General features: G+C 71.5%; 13 protein-coding genes, 1 tRNA gene and 1 pseudogene. 10 read left to right on the forward strand and 5 right to left on the reverse strand.

All coding sequences use genetic code 11. The features are described from left to right. Window positions 1–89: 89 nt before the first annotated feature. The 4 genes and pseudogenes from B124_RS04575 to B124_RS04590 all read left to right on the forward strand — a co-directional run bounded on the left by B124_RS04575 (window position 90) and on the right by B124_RS04590 (window position 2784). Window positions 90–166 (forward strand) — tRNA-Thr (locus tag B124_RS04575). Between the two features lie 235 nt (window positions 167–401). After that, a complete protein-coding gene (locus B124_RS04580; RefSeq protein WP_496501332.1) occupies window positions 402–1910 on the forward strand; it encodes an MDR family MFS transporter in 1509 nt (502 codons plus the stop codon). Window positions 1911–1971: 61 nt separating this feature from the next. Then, window positions 1972–2214: pseudogene (locus tag B124_RS04585) on the forward strand (dienelactone hydrolase family protein); the annotation flags it as partial. Between the two features lie 129 nt (window positions 2215–2343). Beyond that, window positions 2344–2784, forward strand: coding sequence for a hypothetical protein (locus tag B124_RS04590; protein WP_496501333.1), 441 nt, complete (start codon window positions 2344–2346; stop codon window positions 2782–2784). Window positions 2785–2864: 80 nt separating this feature from the next. Here the strand turns inward: B124_RS04590 and B124_RS04595 are convergent, their stop codons facing one another. Together B124_RS04595 and B124_RS04600 are read right to left on the reverse strand one after the other, a co-directional pair. Next, window positions 2865–3956, reverse strand: coding sequence for an amidohydrolase family protein (locus B124_RS04595; protein ID WP_496501334.1), 1092 nt, complete (start codon window positions 3954–3956; stop codon window positions 2865–2867). Window positions 3957–4238: 282 nt separating this feature from the next. After that, window positions 4239–4883 carry an FMN-dependent NADH-azoreductase gene (locus B124_RS04600; protein WP_496501335.1) on the reverse strand — a complete coding sequence of 215 codons (645 nt, stop codon included), beginning with the start codon at window positions 4881–4883 and terminating at the stop codon, window positions 4239–4241. Between the two features lie 111 nt (window positions 4884–4994). Here B124_RS04600 and B124_RS04605 point away from each other — a divergent pair, with 111 nt between their 5' ends. Beyond that, window positions 4995–5633 (forward strand): TetR/AcrR family transcriptional regulator, encoded by a 639-nt coding sequence (locus tag B124_RS04605; protein WP_496501336.1) that lies wholly within the window; start codon window positions 4995–4997, stop codon window positions 5631–5633. 21 nt (window positions 5634–5654) lie between these two features. Here the strand turns inward: B124_RS04605 and B124_RS04610 are convergent, their stop codons facing one another. The 3 genes from B124_RS04610 to B124_RS04620 form a co-directional block, all read right to left on the reverse strand. Beyond that, the gene (locus B124_RS04610; RefSeq protein WP_496501337.1) at window positions 5655–6245 is read right to left on the reverse strand and encodes a Uma2 family endonuclease; all 591 of its coding nucleotides are present in this window, start codon (window positions 6243–6245) and stop codon (window positions 5655–5657) included. A gap of 123 nt (window positions 6246–6368) precedes the next feature. Beyond that, window positions 6369–7700, reverse strand: a complete 1332-nt coding sequence (locus B124_RS04615; RefSeq protein ID WP_496501338.1) for a 6-phospho-beta-glucosidase — start codon at window positions 7698–7700, stop codon at window positions 6369–6371. After that, a complete protein-coding gene (locus B124_RS04620) occupies window positions 7697–8455 on the reverse strand; it encodes a DeoR/GlpR family DNA-binding transcription regulator (protein ID WP_496501339.1) in 759 nt (252 codons plus the stop codon). The genes B124_RS04615 and B124_RS04620 overlap by 4 nt, the downstream gene beginning before the upstream one ends. Before the next feature lie 118 nt (window positions 8456–8573). Here B124_RS04620 and B124_RS04625 point away from each other — a divergent pair, with 118 nt between their 5' ends. The 5 genes from B124_RS04625 (at window position 8574) to iolC (ending at window position 13887) form a co-directional block, all read left to right on the forward strand. Further along, entirely contained in the window at window positions 8574–9674 is a 1101-nt protein-coding gene (locus tag B124_RS04625) for a carbohydrate kinase family protein (RefSeq protein ID WP_496501340.1), read from the forward strand. A 63-nt stretch (window positions 9675–9737) separates the two neighbouring features. Next, window positions 9738–11114 carry an extracellular solute-binding protein gene (locus B124_RS04630; RefSeq protein ID WP_496501549.1) on the forward strand — a complete coding sequence of 459 codons (1377 nt, stop codon included), beginning with the start codon at window positions 9738–9740 and terminating at the stop codon, window positions 11112–11114. After that, window positions 11114–12016: a carbohydrate ABC transporter permease gene (locus B124_RS04635; RefSeq protein ID WP_496501550.1), complete on the forward strand. Its 903-nt coding sequence runs from the start codon at window positions 11114–11116 to the stop codon at window positions 12014–12016. The genes B124_RS04630 and B124_RS04635 overlap by 1 nt, the downstream gene beginning before the upstream one ends. Beyond that, window positions 12013–12837 carry a carbohydrate ABC transporter permease gene (locus B124_RS04640; RefSeq protein WP_496501341.1) on the forward strand — a complete coding sequence of 275 codons (825 nt, stop codon included), beginning with the start codon at window positions 12013–12015 and terminating at the stop codon, window positions 12835–12837. The genes B124_RS04635 and B124_RS04640 overlap by 4 nt, the downstream gene beginning before the upstream one ends. Window positions 12838–12888: 51 nt before the next feature. Further along, on the forward strand, window positions 12889–13887 hold the full coding sequence (gene iolC / locus B124_RS04645) for a 5-dehydro-2-deoxygluconokinase (RefSeq protein WP_496501551.1): 999 nt from the start codon (window positions 12889–12891) through the stop codon (window positions 13885–13887). Window positions 13888–14046 lie beyond the last annotated feature (159 nt).

The raw sequence follows: 14046 nt of genomic DNA on the forward strand, positions 1-14046 counted from the left end.
CCTGCCGGTCAGCCCCCTTGTCACCACCCGGCAGGTCCCGAAAACGCATCACCCCGCCACCCGGCGCCCCGGTTACACTGCACGGGCGCGCCTCCTTAGCTCAGCTGGCCAGAGCAACGCTCTTGTAAAGCGTAGGTCGTCGGTTCGAATCCGACAGGGGGCTCCACCGCGGCCCTCCGGGCCCCTTGTTACCCCTCTGACCTGCGCTTGTCTGCGGGTACGGCCGGGGCCCCCGCCGGGCGAAACGGGGAGGCGGCGCCCCGGGGTGACGTGCGAGTCTCGATACGCCGATGAGTTCCGGCGTGCCCGCCGGTCTGTCTCGGTGGAACGACCGAACCATCCAGTCCGCGGCCCTCGGCTGCACCGGTGACTGTGATCAGGAACCCGAGCGAGGAGCTGTGATGCGAGCCGCGACAACGAAACGATCATCCGCCGGGGAGGCGGAGGGCCGGACGCCGACCGTGGTACGGCTGCTGGTCCTGGCGACGTTCGTGGTGATCCTCAACGAGACCATCATGGTCAACGCGATCCCGCGGCTGATGGAGTCGATGCACGTCACCGAGCAGTCGGCGCAGTGGGTGTCCACGGCGTTCATGCTCACCATGGCCGCGGTGATCCCCGTCACGGGCTGGTTCCTGCAGCGGGTCACGACCCGCGGGGCGTACACGGTCGCCATGAGCACGTTCCTCGTCGGCACCGTCATCTCGGCCGTGGCGCCGACGTTCGCGGTGCTGCTGGCCGGCCGGATCGTGCAGGCCGCGGGCACGGCGGTGATGATGCCGCTGCTGATGACCACGCTGATGGCGGTGGTGCCCGCGCAGCACCGCGGCAAGGTGATGGGGCACGTCACCCTGGCGATGTCGACGGCGCCCGCGCTGGGGCCCGCGGTCTCCGGGGTCATCCTGGAGGCCGGCTCGTGGCGGCTGCTGTTCGTGGCGGTGCTGCCGATCGCGGCCCTGGTGACGGTGTTCGGGCTGCGCAAGCTGGAGGACATCGGCGAGCCGCAGGTCAGCTCCATCGACTGGGGCAGCGTCTGCGTGGCGGCACTGGGCTTCGGCGGTCTGGTGTACGGGCTGAGCCTCATCGGCGAGGCCGACCGCAGGAGCATCGGCATCGGCATCGCCGTGGGCGGCCTCGCGGCCATCGGCCTCTTCGCCCTCCGCCAGCTCATGCTCCAGCGCAAGGGCACGCCGCTGATGGACCTGCGCACCCTGCGGTACGGCACCTTCACCCTCTCCCTGGTCGTCACGTCCATCGGGTTCCTGGCGATGATGGGCGCGATGATCCTGCTGCCGCTGTACCTGCAGAACATCCGTGGTCTGAGCCCGCTGGAGACGGGCCTGCTGGTCATGCCGGGCGGTCTGGCGATGGGCCTGCTGGGCCCGGCGGTCGGCAAGGCGTACGACCGGTTCGGCAGCCGCTGGCTGGTGCTGCCCGGCGCGGCCGGCATCGCGGCCGGTCTCCTCGGCTACACGCAGATATCGACGGCGACGCCGTACTGGCAGATCCTGGCCCTGCACGTGCTGCTGATGGTGGGCCTGGCGGCGATGTTCACCCCGCTCTTCACCCTCGGCATGGGCGTGCTGCCCCCGCACCTGTACTCGCACGGCAGCTCCATCCTCGGCACGCTGCAGCAGGTCGCGGCGGCGTTCGGGACGGCGCTGGTGGTGACGGTGATGTCCGCGCGCGCGACGAGCCTGGTGGAGGACGGCACGGGCCCGATCCCGGCCCAGGTCGGCGGCATGAGGCTGGCGTTCTGGGTGGCGGCGGGCCTGGCGGTGCTGATGATCGCCCTCGCGGCGACGCTGCCCAACCGGGTGGCGAGCGGCCGCGCCGAGGAGTTCGCCCACGGGGAGGGCGCCCCGGCCACCGAGGCGGATCCCGCCGCCGACGAGCGCATCACTACGTAGGGGCCGGGCGGCGGCCGGCCCGGGTGTTCTGCCGCTGGCAGAACACCCGGGCGCCCCGGAGGCCGGGGTCGGGTCGGAAGACCCGATCATGGCGCCCGCCCAACGGGCGGCGTTCGCCGCCGAGATGCAGGCCGCGGGCGTCGACTGGCGCCTCACGGTCTACGGCGGCGCCCTGCACGCCTTCCACCACGGGCCGGTCGGCCACCGTACGGTCCCCGGCGCCGGCCACCACCCGCGGCACGCGCAGCGCGCCTGGCGCGACGTCCTCGCCCTGCTCGCCGAGTGCCTGCCCGTCCCGGAGTGAGCCCCGGCCGGCCGCGGCCGGCCGGAAGCTGACGGAACCTGTCCGGCACCTTCCGTCGTCCTTGCCGTTGCGTGACCGTGGACGTGCGGCGAGTGACGAGCGACGAGTGACGAGGCAGGGGTGGTTCGGATGGATCCGGTGTCCGTGGGGCTGTTGATGGCGCTGGCCGGCGGGGCGGGCGGAGAGATCGGCCGGCAGGGGTGGGCGGGGCTGACGCGGCTGGTGCGCCGGCCGTTCCGGCGGGGCGGCCCCCACGCCGACGCCGACGCCGATGCCGGCGGCGGCTCCGCGGCGGCGGAGCTGGAGCAACTGGCGGCGGACCCGGACAACGAGGCGCGGGCGCAGGCGCTGAGCACGGCGCTGGCCGTACGGGCGGCGCTGGACGGGGAGTTCCGCGCCGCGTTACGGACCTGGCGCGAGGAGCTGCCGCCGCTGCCGGCAGGGGCGGACTCGGTGACCAACGTCGTCAGCGGCGAGGTCCGCGGAACCGTCGTCCAGGGCCGCGACTTCCACGCCGAGAGCCTGCACATCGGCACCCGGCCGCCGGACGACGAGACTCCGCCGCGGTAGTCGCCGCGGTGGTCGCGGCGGTGGTCACAGCCCCGCCCGCGTCCGGCCGGAGTGCGCCGGCCGGACGCGGGCGGGGTGCGTCAGCTGTTCCCCTGCGCCTCGCAGATCTCCGGCGCGCGCTTCTTGATCCCCAGCAGGTCGAAGTAGTTCTGCCCGAGCGCGATCCGCCGGAACGCCTCGTCCCCCATCGCCTTGTTGATCCGGCTGGTCACCGCCAGCTCCTCCTTGTAGACCCCGAAGTCCTTGTTCCGCGACGCGACGAAGTCCGTCCCCGGGATCGCCTGTTCCGGATATGCGTCGAACAGCGCCGCGTACTTCTCCCGCACGCCCGGCCTGCCGAAGTACAGGTCCTCCAGCACCCGCCAGCTCAGGTCGAGCGTGAGGCCCGGGTAGCGGTCCAGGAGCCGCTTCATGATGCCGATGTGCTCGTCGGGGTCCATGGCCGGCAGCTCTTTGGAGAGCCCCATGTGCGCCCAGACGATCTTGTTGTGCGGGTACAGCGCCAGCACCCGCTCCATCAGGTGCAGATAGCGCGTCGGATCCTGGTCGTTGCCGAGGTCGGAGTGGAGGGTGATCGGCATGCCGCGCCGGCGCAGCTCGTCCATGAACGGTGCCCACTCCTCGATGTCCGTCTCGTCCGCGGGCTCGTGCTTGTTGGGGAGGAGGGCCTGCTTGATGACGTTGACCTCGCCCATCCACTGGAACATCCCCGGGAACTCCTTGTCGAGCAGCTCCATTCCGCCCGGCACGGTCTCGGGGTGGGCGAGGTCGGGGAACGTCATGGACAGCGCCAGGCCGACGTCCTCCTGCTTGTGCTCCACGGCGTTCTCGGCGTTGACGAAGTCGTTCTTCATGCTGGGGAGCACGGGCGTGCCGGGGCAGTCGAGGTAGTACGCGCAGTCGGAGTCGACGGGGAGCTTCTGCCCGATGCCGAAGACCCCGGCGTGCTGGACGCCGGTGCGCCTGAGGTAGCCGACCATCTCGCGGAACGGGATGGCCTCGCCGCCGAAGGGCCGGAAGTGCAGATGCCCGTCGACGACCGAGGTGTACGGCTCGGTGCGGCGGTCGAAGCAGTCCTCGTCGGCCGCGGACGCGGCGGACCCGGCGGTGGGCCCCAGGACGACGACGGCGGCGAGCCAGGTCGTGGCGGTGACGGCGGTCCTGCGACTCACGTACGGCACGCGGATCCCTTCGGCGGTGGAGCGGGGGGAGTGACGACGAAGGGATTGTGTGATCGCGGCGAGGAGCGCGGGGCGTTACCCCGCCGCACGGACCGGCAGATGACCGGAACGGGCTACGCGCACGGTGCACGGGGTGCGGAAGTGCCGTACGTACGGGGCCGTGCCGCACGTACGCGCGGGGGCGTGGGCGGCGTACCCGTCAAGAACGCCGGCCGGTCACTCGCGTGAGTGACCGGCCGGCGTTGCCTTGGCGATCGGGAGCCTGCCCCGCCGTCAGACCCGGGCCGCCGTGCCCGCCAGGGTGCGGCCGGCGTCGCGGGCGGCGTCGAGCGCGTCCGAGTGGAGCTGCGCGGCCTGGTCGCGCAGGCCCTCCATGGCGGGGTTGACGGCGGCCAGGGTCAGCTCGCGTTCGATCACCGTGAGGTCGGCCTGCCAGATGTCGAGCAGCACCCGGCGCAGGTAGGGGGTCGAGTGGTCCCAGCCCTCCCGCGGTGCGCCCGGCTGGAAGCCGCCGCCCTTGGTGGTCACCAGCACCGTGGGCTTCTCCTTGAGCACGGGGGTGGTCGCGCCGGCGCCGTTGAGGACCAGGTCGGCCCAGGTCTTGAAGTGCTGGGAGACGCCGTAGTTGTAGAGCGGCACGGCCAGCAGCACGGCGTCGGCGCGGTCGAGTTCGGCGGCCAGCTCCGTGGCCAGCTCCTTGGCCTCCAGATGTGCGGGTGTGCGCTCGGAGGCGGGGGTGAAGTCGGCGGTGGTGGCCAGGGCCCAGGCGTCGGCGGGGAGGGGGTCGGTGCCGAGGTGGCGGCGCGCGACCTGCGCGTCGGGGTGGGCGAGGGCCCACTCGTTCTGGACCGTGTCGGCGAGCTCGGCGGAGGCGGAGGTGCCGGGGAGGATGCTGGCGTCGATGCGGAAGAGGTTCATGCGGGTTTGTCTCCGTATGCAGGGGGTGCCGCGCTGGGCGGGGGCGCCGCGCGTCGGACTCTCACGACCAGCGTAAGCGGACTTTACCCCGGTTCTATTCCTGACGATACGGTGGCGTCCGTGGACGGTGACCTGATCCCTCTGGAGAAGCCCCGCGCGGAGCGGGCCGACGCGGCGCGAAACCGCAGGCTGCTCCTGGACACGGCCCGCCGGATGATCGCCGAGGACGGTGCCGAGAACGTGACGATGGACGGCCTGGCGGAGCAGGCCGGTGTGGGGAAGGGCACGGTCTACCGCCGCTTCCGTACGCGCGCGGGGATCTTCGTCGCCCTGCTGGACGAGGACGAACGCGCCTTTCAGCAGCGCGTGCTCTCCGGCCCGCCGCCGCTGGGCCCGGGCGGCGACCCGGTGGACCGGTTGATCGCGTACGGCCAGGGCCGGATCTGCTTCCTGCTGGAGCACCACGCGGTCGCGCGCGCGGCGCTGGACCGCAACCAGCCGATACCGGTCGGCGCGGGCATCACCCGCCCGCACATCCGCTTCCTGCTGGCGCAGGCGGGCCTGGACCGGCAGCACCTCGACGCCCTGACCCTGCAGCTCGCCGCCGCCCTGGAGGGCCCGGCCCTGCTCTACCTCGCCACCCCCGCGGGGGCGCCGGAGGCGCCGGACGACCTCGACGGAAGCCGCTATCTGCGGGCGCTGGCGGAGGGGTGGGAGGTCTTGGTCACACGAGTCTGCGGCCGTGCCTGAGCGGGGTCGCCGGCGGCGGGCTCAGTACGCGAGGGTGAGGTCGATGTCGATGCTGTACGGGAGCGTGAGCTTCAGCCGGTCCGTGTGAATGTCCGTGAGCATGTACTGCCTTGTAGCTTCGTCCAGTTGGTAGACGTGCACAACTGGATGGTTTCGCTTGTTCTCGACCCGCCAGAAGTGCTGGATGCCCGCCTTAGCGTATTTCAGGGGCTTGGTCTCCCGATCACGGTCCAGGGACTCGGGCGAGACGACCTCCACGGCGAGCAGCACGTCTTCGGCCTGGAAACTGGTCTGCGCAAGCTTGGTCACCGCGTCCCTCTTGACCACGATGAGATCAGGTTCGGGCCGCTGTTTCTCCCCGATCACCACCGTTACCTCGCGCAGCACCACCAGGTCGTCGGGGACCGTGCGCAGGAGACCGTTCTCCAGCATGCGGTTGGTCACGGAGTGGAAAATGCTTTGCGGCGTCATGAAAACAAGGCTCCCGTCGATCAGCTCCGTGTGCGGAGGCAGGTCGGGGAGCGTGTCCAGGTCGTCGGCCGTGTAGCCACCGGATGGCGGCATCGGCCATGCCGGGGTCGTGTGCTCCGGCTTCTTCGGTGCCACGCTCATAGCAGGTGCTCCCATACGACGGATCCTCGCCCGTACGGCCAGCGTACCCACCGGGAACGCCGATCCCGCCACTCGCGCGAGTGACCGACCGGCGTCCCCTTGACGGTCCGGGTTGCCCCGCCGTCAGGCCCCCCGGGTCTCCAGGAGCCGCTTCGCCGCGTTGACCGAGTCCACCAGCGGGTGCAGCGCCATCGCCCGCAGCGCCTGCGCGCGGCTGCCCGTGTCCGCCGCCGCGATCGTCGAGCGTTCCACGGCCTTCAACGTCAGCATCAGACCCAGCTGGTCCGCCTCCGCCGGGCGGGTCGGCAGCGGGTGGGCGCCGTTCGCGTCCACGCGGCAGGGGACCTCGATGACCGCGTCCGCGTCCAGGCCCGGGACCGTGGTGCGGTTCTTGACGTTGAGGATCAGGGTGGCGCGCTCGTCGCGGGCGATGGCGCGCATCAGGGCCAGGGCGACGCGGTCGTAGCCGCCGCCGTCCAGGTCGCACGTGTCGCGCTGCCAGCCGCCCGTGCTCTCCCGGCTCTCCGCCATGTACGTCGCCTCGCGCTCCTTGCGCGTGCGCTCCCACACCGCCGCCGCCTCGCCCGGGTCGGCCTCCGCGGCGGCGTAGAACGCCGCCTGCTGCTCGCGCAGGAACTCGCCGCGGGTCGCGGGGGCGTTGGTCAGCGCGGCGACCGCCTCGCGGTTGAAGTAGTAGTAGTGCAGGTACTCATTGGGCAGCGAGCCCAGCGCCTGGAGCCACTCGGCGCCGAAGAGCTTGCCTTCCTCGAAGGACTCCAGCGCCGCGGAGTCGGCGAGCAGCGCCGGCAGGCGGTCCTCGCCGTCGACGAGGATGCGGCGCAGCCAGCCGAGGTGGTTGAGGCCCACGTAGTCCAGCTCGGTGCGGTCCGGGTCCACGCCCAGGGCGCGGGCGGCGCGGCGGGCCATGCCGACGGGGGAGTCGCAGATGCCGATGACGCGGTCGCCGAGGAGGCGCTGCATGGCCTCGGTGACCATGCCGGCGGGGTTGGTGAAGTTGATGACCCAGGCGTTCGGCGCGACGGCCGCGACCCGCTCGGCGATGTGCATGGCGGCGGGTACGGAGCGCAGCCCGTACAGGACGCCGCCGGCGCCGACGGTCTCCTGGCCGAGCAGGCCCTCGGTCAGCGCCGCGCGCTCGTCGCGGCTGCGGCCCTCAAGGCCGCCGGCGCGGATGGCGGAGAAGACGAAGTCCGTGTCGCGCAGGGCGTCGTCGAGGTCGGTGGTGGTACGCACCGCGGGCGGCCGGGCGCCTCTCGTCGCGGCGTCGGCGCCGTGCTGCGCGAGGACGGCGCCGATGGCCTCCAGGCGCCGCGGCTCCGTGTCGTACAGGACGAGCTCGGTGCACCGACCGGATTCGTCGCCGCTGTCCTCGAGCAGGGCCCGGTACACCAGCGGCACGCGGAATCCGCCGCCGCCCAGCACTGTCAGCCTCATACTGTGACTACCTCCACACCGGCCTCGCCGAAGGCGGCGAGGGTCACCGGGTCCGATGACGTGTTCGTGATGAGCATGTGCACGTCCTCGGGGCCGCAGATGCGGACGAGCCCCGAGTCGCCGGGGAACTTGCCGGCGCTGGCGAGCAGCACCACCTGCCGGGACGCCCTGATCATGGCCCGCTTGACGGGTACCTCGACGTGGGTGCTGTCCAGCACGCTGCCGTCGGGGAGGATCCCGCTGGCGCCGAGGAAGAGCCGGCCGACGTAGAGTTCACGGAGGTTGGACTCGGTGAGCACGCCGACGACCGAGCGGTAGTTCCGCCGGACCTCGCCGCCGAGCAGGATCAGGGTGACCGCGTGGTCGTCGCGCAGTTCCTCGTAGACCGCGAGATTGCTGGTGACAATGGTCACAGGGCGCCCGCGCAGCCGCTGGGCCAGGGCCAGCGTGGTGGTGCCGATGTCGAGCAGCACGACGTCGCCGTCCTCGACCAGCTCCGCGGCGCGGGCGGCGACGGACTCCCGGCCGCCGGGGTCGTCGTCTGCGACCTCGGCGAAGGGTCTCTCGTCGTCCGCGCGGGCGGCTACGGCGCCGCCGTAGACCCGGGTGAGCCGGCCGGCGCGGCCCAGCTCGGTGAGGTCGCGGCGGGCCGTGGCCTCGCTGACGCCGAGTCGCTTGGCGATCTCCCGGACGGGCAGCACGCCCTCGTCACCGAGGATGCTGAGCAGCTTCTCGTGGCGCGTCTCTCGCAGCATGCTCGGCAATGTACTCCACGTGAGCGAGTTTGCGCGAGTGTGAGTGACCTCTTGCAAAATCCGTCGCGGCGGTGCAGGGTGTCGCTCAATGTGAACCACAAGCAGGAAGGACACGCCGTTGAGCACTCCCTCGGCGGTCCGCACAGCGATTGATCCGCTGGCGGGCACACGGGCTCCCGGCGATCCGGAGCACGACGTTCTCCTCACCGGCACCGTGTTCATGGACATCGTCTTCACCGGTCTCGCTGCCGCGCCCGTGCGCGGCAGCGAGAACTGGGCCCGCGGCATGGGCTCCAGCCCGGGCGGCATCGCGAACATGGCCACCGCGCTCGCCCGCCTCGGGCTGCGCACCACGCTCTGCGCGAGCTTCGGCGCAGACCTGTACGGCGACTACATCTGGGAGAGTCTCTCGGAGAGCGAGGGCGTCGACCTCAGCCCGTCGCGGCGGCTGGCCGGCTGGCACTCGCCGGTCACGGTCTCCATGGCGTACGAGGGCGAGCGCACCATGGTGACGCACGAGCACCCCGCGCCCGCGCCCGTCTGCACGGAGCTGCCGCGCGCCCGCTCCATTGTGGCGTCGCTGGAGCCGGGCCGGGACGAGGAGTGGGTCCGGCACGCGCACGACAAGGGCTCGAAGGTCTTCTCCGACGTCGGCTGGGACGAGACCGGCCGCTGGGACCTGTCCGCGCTCACCGGGCTGCGCTACAGCCACGCCTTCCTGCCCAACGCCGCAGAGGCGATGCAGTACACCCGCACCGACTCCCCGGAGCAGGCGGTGCGCGCCCTCGCCGAACTGGTGCCGATCGCCGTGGTGACCAAGGGGCCCGAGGGCGCCGTCGCCGTGGACGGGATCACCGGTGAGACCGCCGACGTCCCCGGCCTGCTCGTGGACGCCCTCGACCCGACCGGCGCCGGCGACGTGTTCGTCGCCGGCTTCATGACCGGCACTCTGGCGGGCTGGCCGCTCGCCGACCGGCTCGCCTTCGCCAACCTCACCGCCGCGCTGTCCGTGCAGCACTTCGGCGGCTCGCTGTCCGCGCCCGACTGGACGGAGGTGGCCGCGTGGTGGATCGAGGCCGCCGCCCGCGCCAAGGCGGGCGACGCGGACGCCGCCGAGGTGGCCCGGCGGTACGACTTCCTGGACGGCCTGGTCCCGGCCCTGGTGCGGCAGCGTCCGCGCCGGCGGGCCATTCCGACCATCGGTTTCCGGGACGAGTAGAACGAAGGAGTTCTGATGGGATTGCGCAACAAGGGCGGCGGTAGACGGCGGACAAAGGCACTCGTGCCCGCCGCGCTCGCCGCGGGACTCGCCGTCATGGCGGCCGGCTGTGTGCCGGGCACCGACGGCTCCGGAGCCGTCGAAGGCGGGGGCGCCGGCGCCGCGGGCGGCATACCGGACCCGTCGAAGGCGGGGAACGTGACGCTGACCGTGTGGGACCAGGAGGTCCGCGGCGGCCAGCACGCGGAGCTGGAGCAGCTCAACAAGGAGTTCCAGGAGAAGTACCCGAACGTCAAGATCAAGCGGGTCTCGCGGAGCTTCGACGACCTGAAGACGACGCTGAAGCTCGCGCTGTCCGGGAACAAGCCGCCCGACATCGTGCAGGCCAACCAGGGCTATCCCGACATGGTCGCCTTCGTGCAGGCCGGGCTGCTGATGCCGCTCGACAACTACGCGGGCATCTACGACTGGAACACGCGCTATCCCAGCACCCTGCTGAACCTGAACCGGGTCTCCGCCGACGGGAAGAAGTTCGGCACCGGCCGGCTCTACGGCGTCTCCCAGACCGGCGAGTTCATCGGCGTCTACTACAACAAGGAAAAGCTGGCCGACGCGGGCATCGAGCCGCCGAAGACCTGGAAGGAATTCACGGACAGCCTCGCCACCCTCAAGGGCGAGGGCGAACTGCCCATCCAGTTCGGCAACCTCGACCAGTGGCCGGCCATCCACAACTTCGGCGTGCTCCAGGACCAGCACGGCGCCGCCGAGGCGCGCAACACCATCCTCGGCCGCGGCGACGGCTTCGACAACGCGTACACGAAGGACGCCGCCGCCGAACTCGCCGACTGGATCGACAAGGGCTACCTGCCCAAGGACGCCAACGGCCGCGGCTACGACGACTCCTACAAGCAGTTCGCCGGCGGCGACGGCGCCTACCTGATCGCCGGCACCTGGCTGCAGGCCGACCTCAAGAAGCCCATGGGCGACAACCTCGGCGTCATGGCCCCGCCCCCCGCTACTGAGGACGGCAGCCCCGTCACCACCGGCGGCCAGGGCCTGTCCTGGTCCGTGACCTCCAAGTCCCCGCACCCCGAGGTCGCCGCCGCGTACCTCGACTTCATCACCAACGAGCACGCGGCCGACGTGATGACGGAGAACGGCGTGCTGCCGGCCGTCCCGGGCAAGGCCGCGGACGCGGTGGACCCGGAGAGCCCCGACGGCCAGATGATCGCGGCGTGGAAGCAGTTGAACGCGAACGACGGCCTGGTCCCGTACCTGGACTACACCACGCCCACGTTCTACGACACCGTCTCCGCCGGGCTGCAGGACCTCATCGCCGGCAAGACCTCGCCCGACGGCTTCGCCAAGAAGCTGCAGGACGACTACGGGCCGTTCATGGAGAAGCAGCGCGGCGACGGCGCCGAGCCTGCGGGGTCGTGATGAAGTCCGTCACCGCCGCCTACGGGCGCCGCGCGCCGGGAGAGCCGCGCGCGGTCGGGTACCTCTACGTCCTGCCCGCGCTGGTCATCTACGCGCTGTTCCTGCTGGTCCCGTTCGGGCAGTCGGTCTGGCTGTCGTTCCTGAACTGGGACGGCCTGACCCGGGCCACCTCCGCGGGCTTCGACAACTACGCCGACATCTTCACCGACCCGTCCCTGCGGGCCCCGTTCGGGCACGCGCTGGTGCTGCTGATCTTCTACTCGGTGCTCCCGGTCTGTATCGGCCTGCTGCTCGCGGCGGCCATGTCGCGGATCCGGGTGCGGGGCATGACGTTCTTCCGCACCGTGCTGTTCCTTCCGCAGGTGCTGGCGATGGTCGTCGTCGGCGTCGCGTGGCAGTCGATCCTGGCGCCCGACGGGCTGCTGAACGACGTGCTGCGCGGCGTGGGCCTGGACTCCTGGGCCCGGCCCTGGCTCGGCGACTACGACTGGGCGCTGCCCGCGGTCGGCATCGTCGGCACCTGGGTGATGACGGGTCTGTGTCTCGTGCTGTTCCTCGCGGGTGCCCAGCGCATCCCCAGGGAGCTGTACGAGGCCGCGCGGCTGGACGGCGCGGGCGCGTTCCGCGAGTTCTTCGCCGTCACGCTGCCGGCGCTGCGCGCCGAGATAGCGGTCGCGCTGACCCTGACGATCGTCGCCGGACTGCGCAACTTCGACCTCATCTACGTCATGACGAGCGGCGGCCCCGGTGAGGCCACCTCCGTGCCGGCGTACGAGGTCTACCACCGCGCCTTCGAGCTGAACCAGGTCGGTTCCGCAGCAGCCGTGGGCGTCGCGCTCACCGTGCTGATCTTCACCCTGACCGTCACGGTCTCCCGGCTCGTCGAAGGACGCCGCTCATGAGCTCCAAGATCGAACGCACCTTCACCTACGGCATCCTCTCGATCTTCGCCGTCATCTCGCTGACGCCGGTCATCGGCATCCTGTCGACGGCGTTCGGCGAGAAGGGCTCGCTCAACACCGGGTTCTCGCTGCCCGAGGGCGGCCTGAACTGGAGCAACTTCTCCGACGCCTGGCAGCAGGGCCACTTCGGCACGTATCTGGGGAACTCGATCCTCGTGGCGGTCGTGGTGGTCACGGTCGCGACGGTGCTGTCGATCCTGGCGGCGTACGCCTTCGGCGTGATGAAGTTCCCGGGCTCGAACATCCTGTTCTACGTGTTCGTCATCGGCCTGACGCTGCCGCAGGAGGCGCTGGTCGTACCGCTCTACTTCGACCTGCGGCACTACGAGATCACCGACACGTACTGGGCGCTGATCCTGCCGCAGACCGCGCAGTCGCTGGCGTTCGGCGTGTTCTGGATGCGGACGTACTTCCGCAACAGCGCGCAGTCCGTCATGGAGGCGGCGCGGGTGGACGGAGCGAACAGCTTCACCACCCTGTGGCGGATCCTCGTCCCGATGGGGCGGCCGGCGATCACCACCATGATCGTCATCACGTTCATGTGGACGTGGAACGAGTTCCTGATGGCGCTGGTCATGATCAGCGAGGAGGGGCTGCGCACCGTACCGCTGGGCCTGGCCTTCTTCCAGGGACAGCAGACCTCGGACACCTCGCTGCTCGCCGCGGCGGCCGTGCTGATCGCACTGCCGGTCGTGGTCGTGTACATCGCGCTGCAGCGGCGGTTCATCGAGGGAATGCTCACCGGAGCGGTGAAGGAGTAGAGGGAGTTGGGAGTGGCAGTGCCGGAGCCGAAGCCGTACGACGTGGTGACCATGGGGCGGGTCGGGGTGGACATCTATCCACTCCAGACCGGCGTCGGGCTCGCGGAGGTCAGCACCTTCGGCAAGTATCTCGGCGGGAGCGCCACCAACGTCGCCGTCGCCGCCGCCCGTTACGGGCACGGCGCGGCGGTGATCACGAAGACGGGCGCCGACCCCTTCGGCACCTTCGTCCGCGACGCGCTGCGCGGATACGGGGTCGGCACCGACTTCGTGGGCACCTCACCGGCGCTGCCCACTCCCGTCACGTTCTGCGAGATCTTCCCGCCGGACGACTTCCCGCTGTACTTCTACCGCTACCCCAAGGCGCCCGACCTGGACCTGGCGGTGGACGAGCTGGACCTCGACGCGGTGCGTGCCGCGCGGGTGTTCTGGATGACGGGCACCGGGCTGAGCGAGGAGCCCTCGCGGACGGCGACGCTGGCGGCGCTCGAAGCCCGCGGGCGGGCGGCGCACACCGTCTTCGACCTCGACTGGCGTCCGATGTTCTGGCCCGAGGGGGCGGGGGATTCCGCGGACGGGCCGGCGCGGGGGCTGTACCGCGAGGCGCTGGCCCACGTGACGGTGGCAGTCGGGAACCTGGAGGAGTGCGCGGTCGCCACGGGGGAGCGGGAACCGCGCGCCGCCGCGCAGGCGCTGCTGGCGACGGGGGTGGAACTGGCCGTCGTCAAGCAGGGCCCGCGGGGGGTGCTGGCCGTGCACCGCGACGGCGCGGAGGCGGAGGTGCCGCCGGTGCCGGTGGAGGTCGTCAACGGCCTCGGCGCGGGGGACGCCTTCGGCGGGGCGCTGATCCACGGGATGCTGGAGGGCTGGGAGCTGAACCGCACGATCGCCTTCGCCAACGCGGCCGGGGCGCACGTGGCGGGGGAGCTGGCCTGCTCCGACGCGATGCCGACGGCGGAGCAGGTGGAGGCGCGCCTGCGCGCGGCTGCGGCAGGGGCTGCCGCACAGGCAGGAGCAGGGGCGCAGGCGGAGGCCGGGGATGAGGCGTGAGGGGAACGAGGAGCGCACCGGGGGGCGGGCACCGGGGGCCCGCGGGGTCGTGCCTGCGCGGGCCGGCGAGTCCGCGCACGAGCGGAGCGAACGGCTCCGTATCGCGCACCCCCCATCCCCCGCACACCCACCCAAGGGTAGGCGGCCCCTGTGACAACG

The organism is Streptomyces sp. CNP082, from assembly GCF_059570535.1.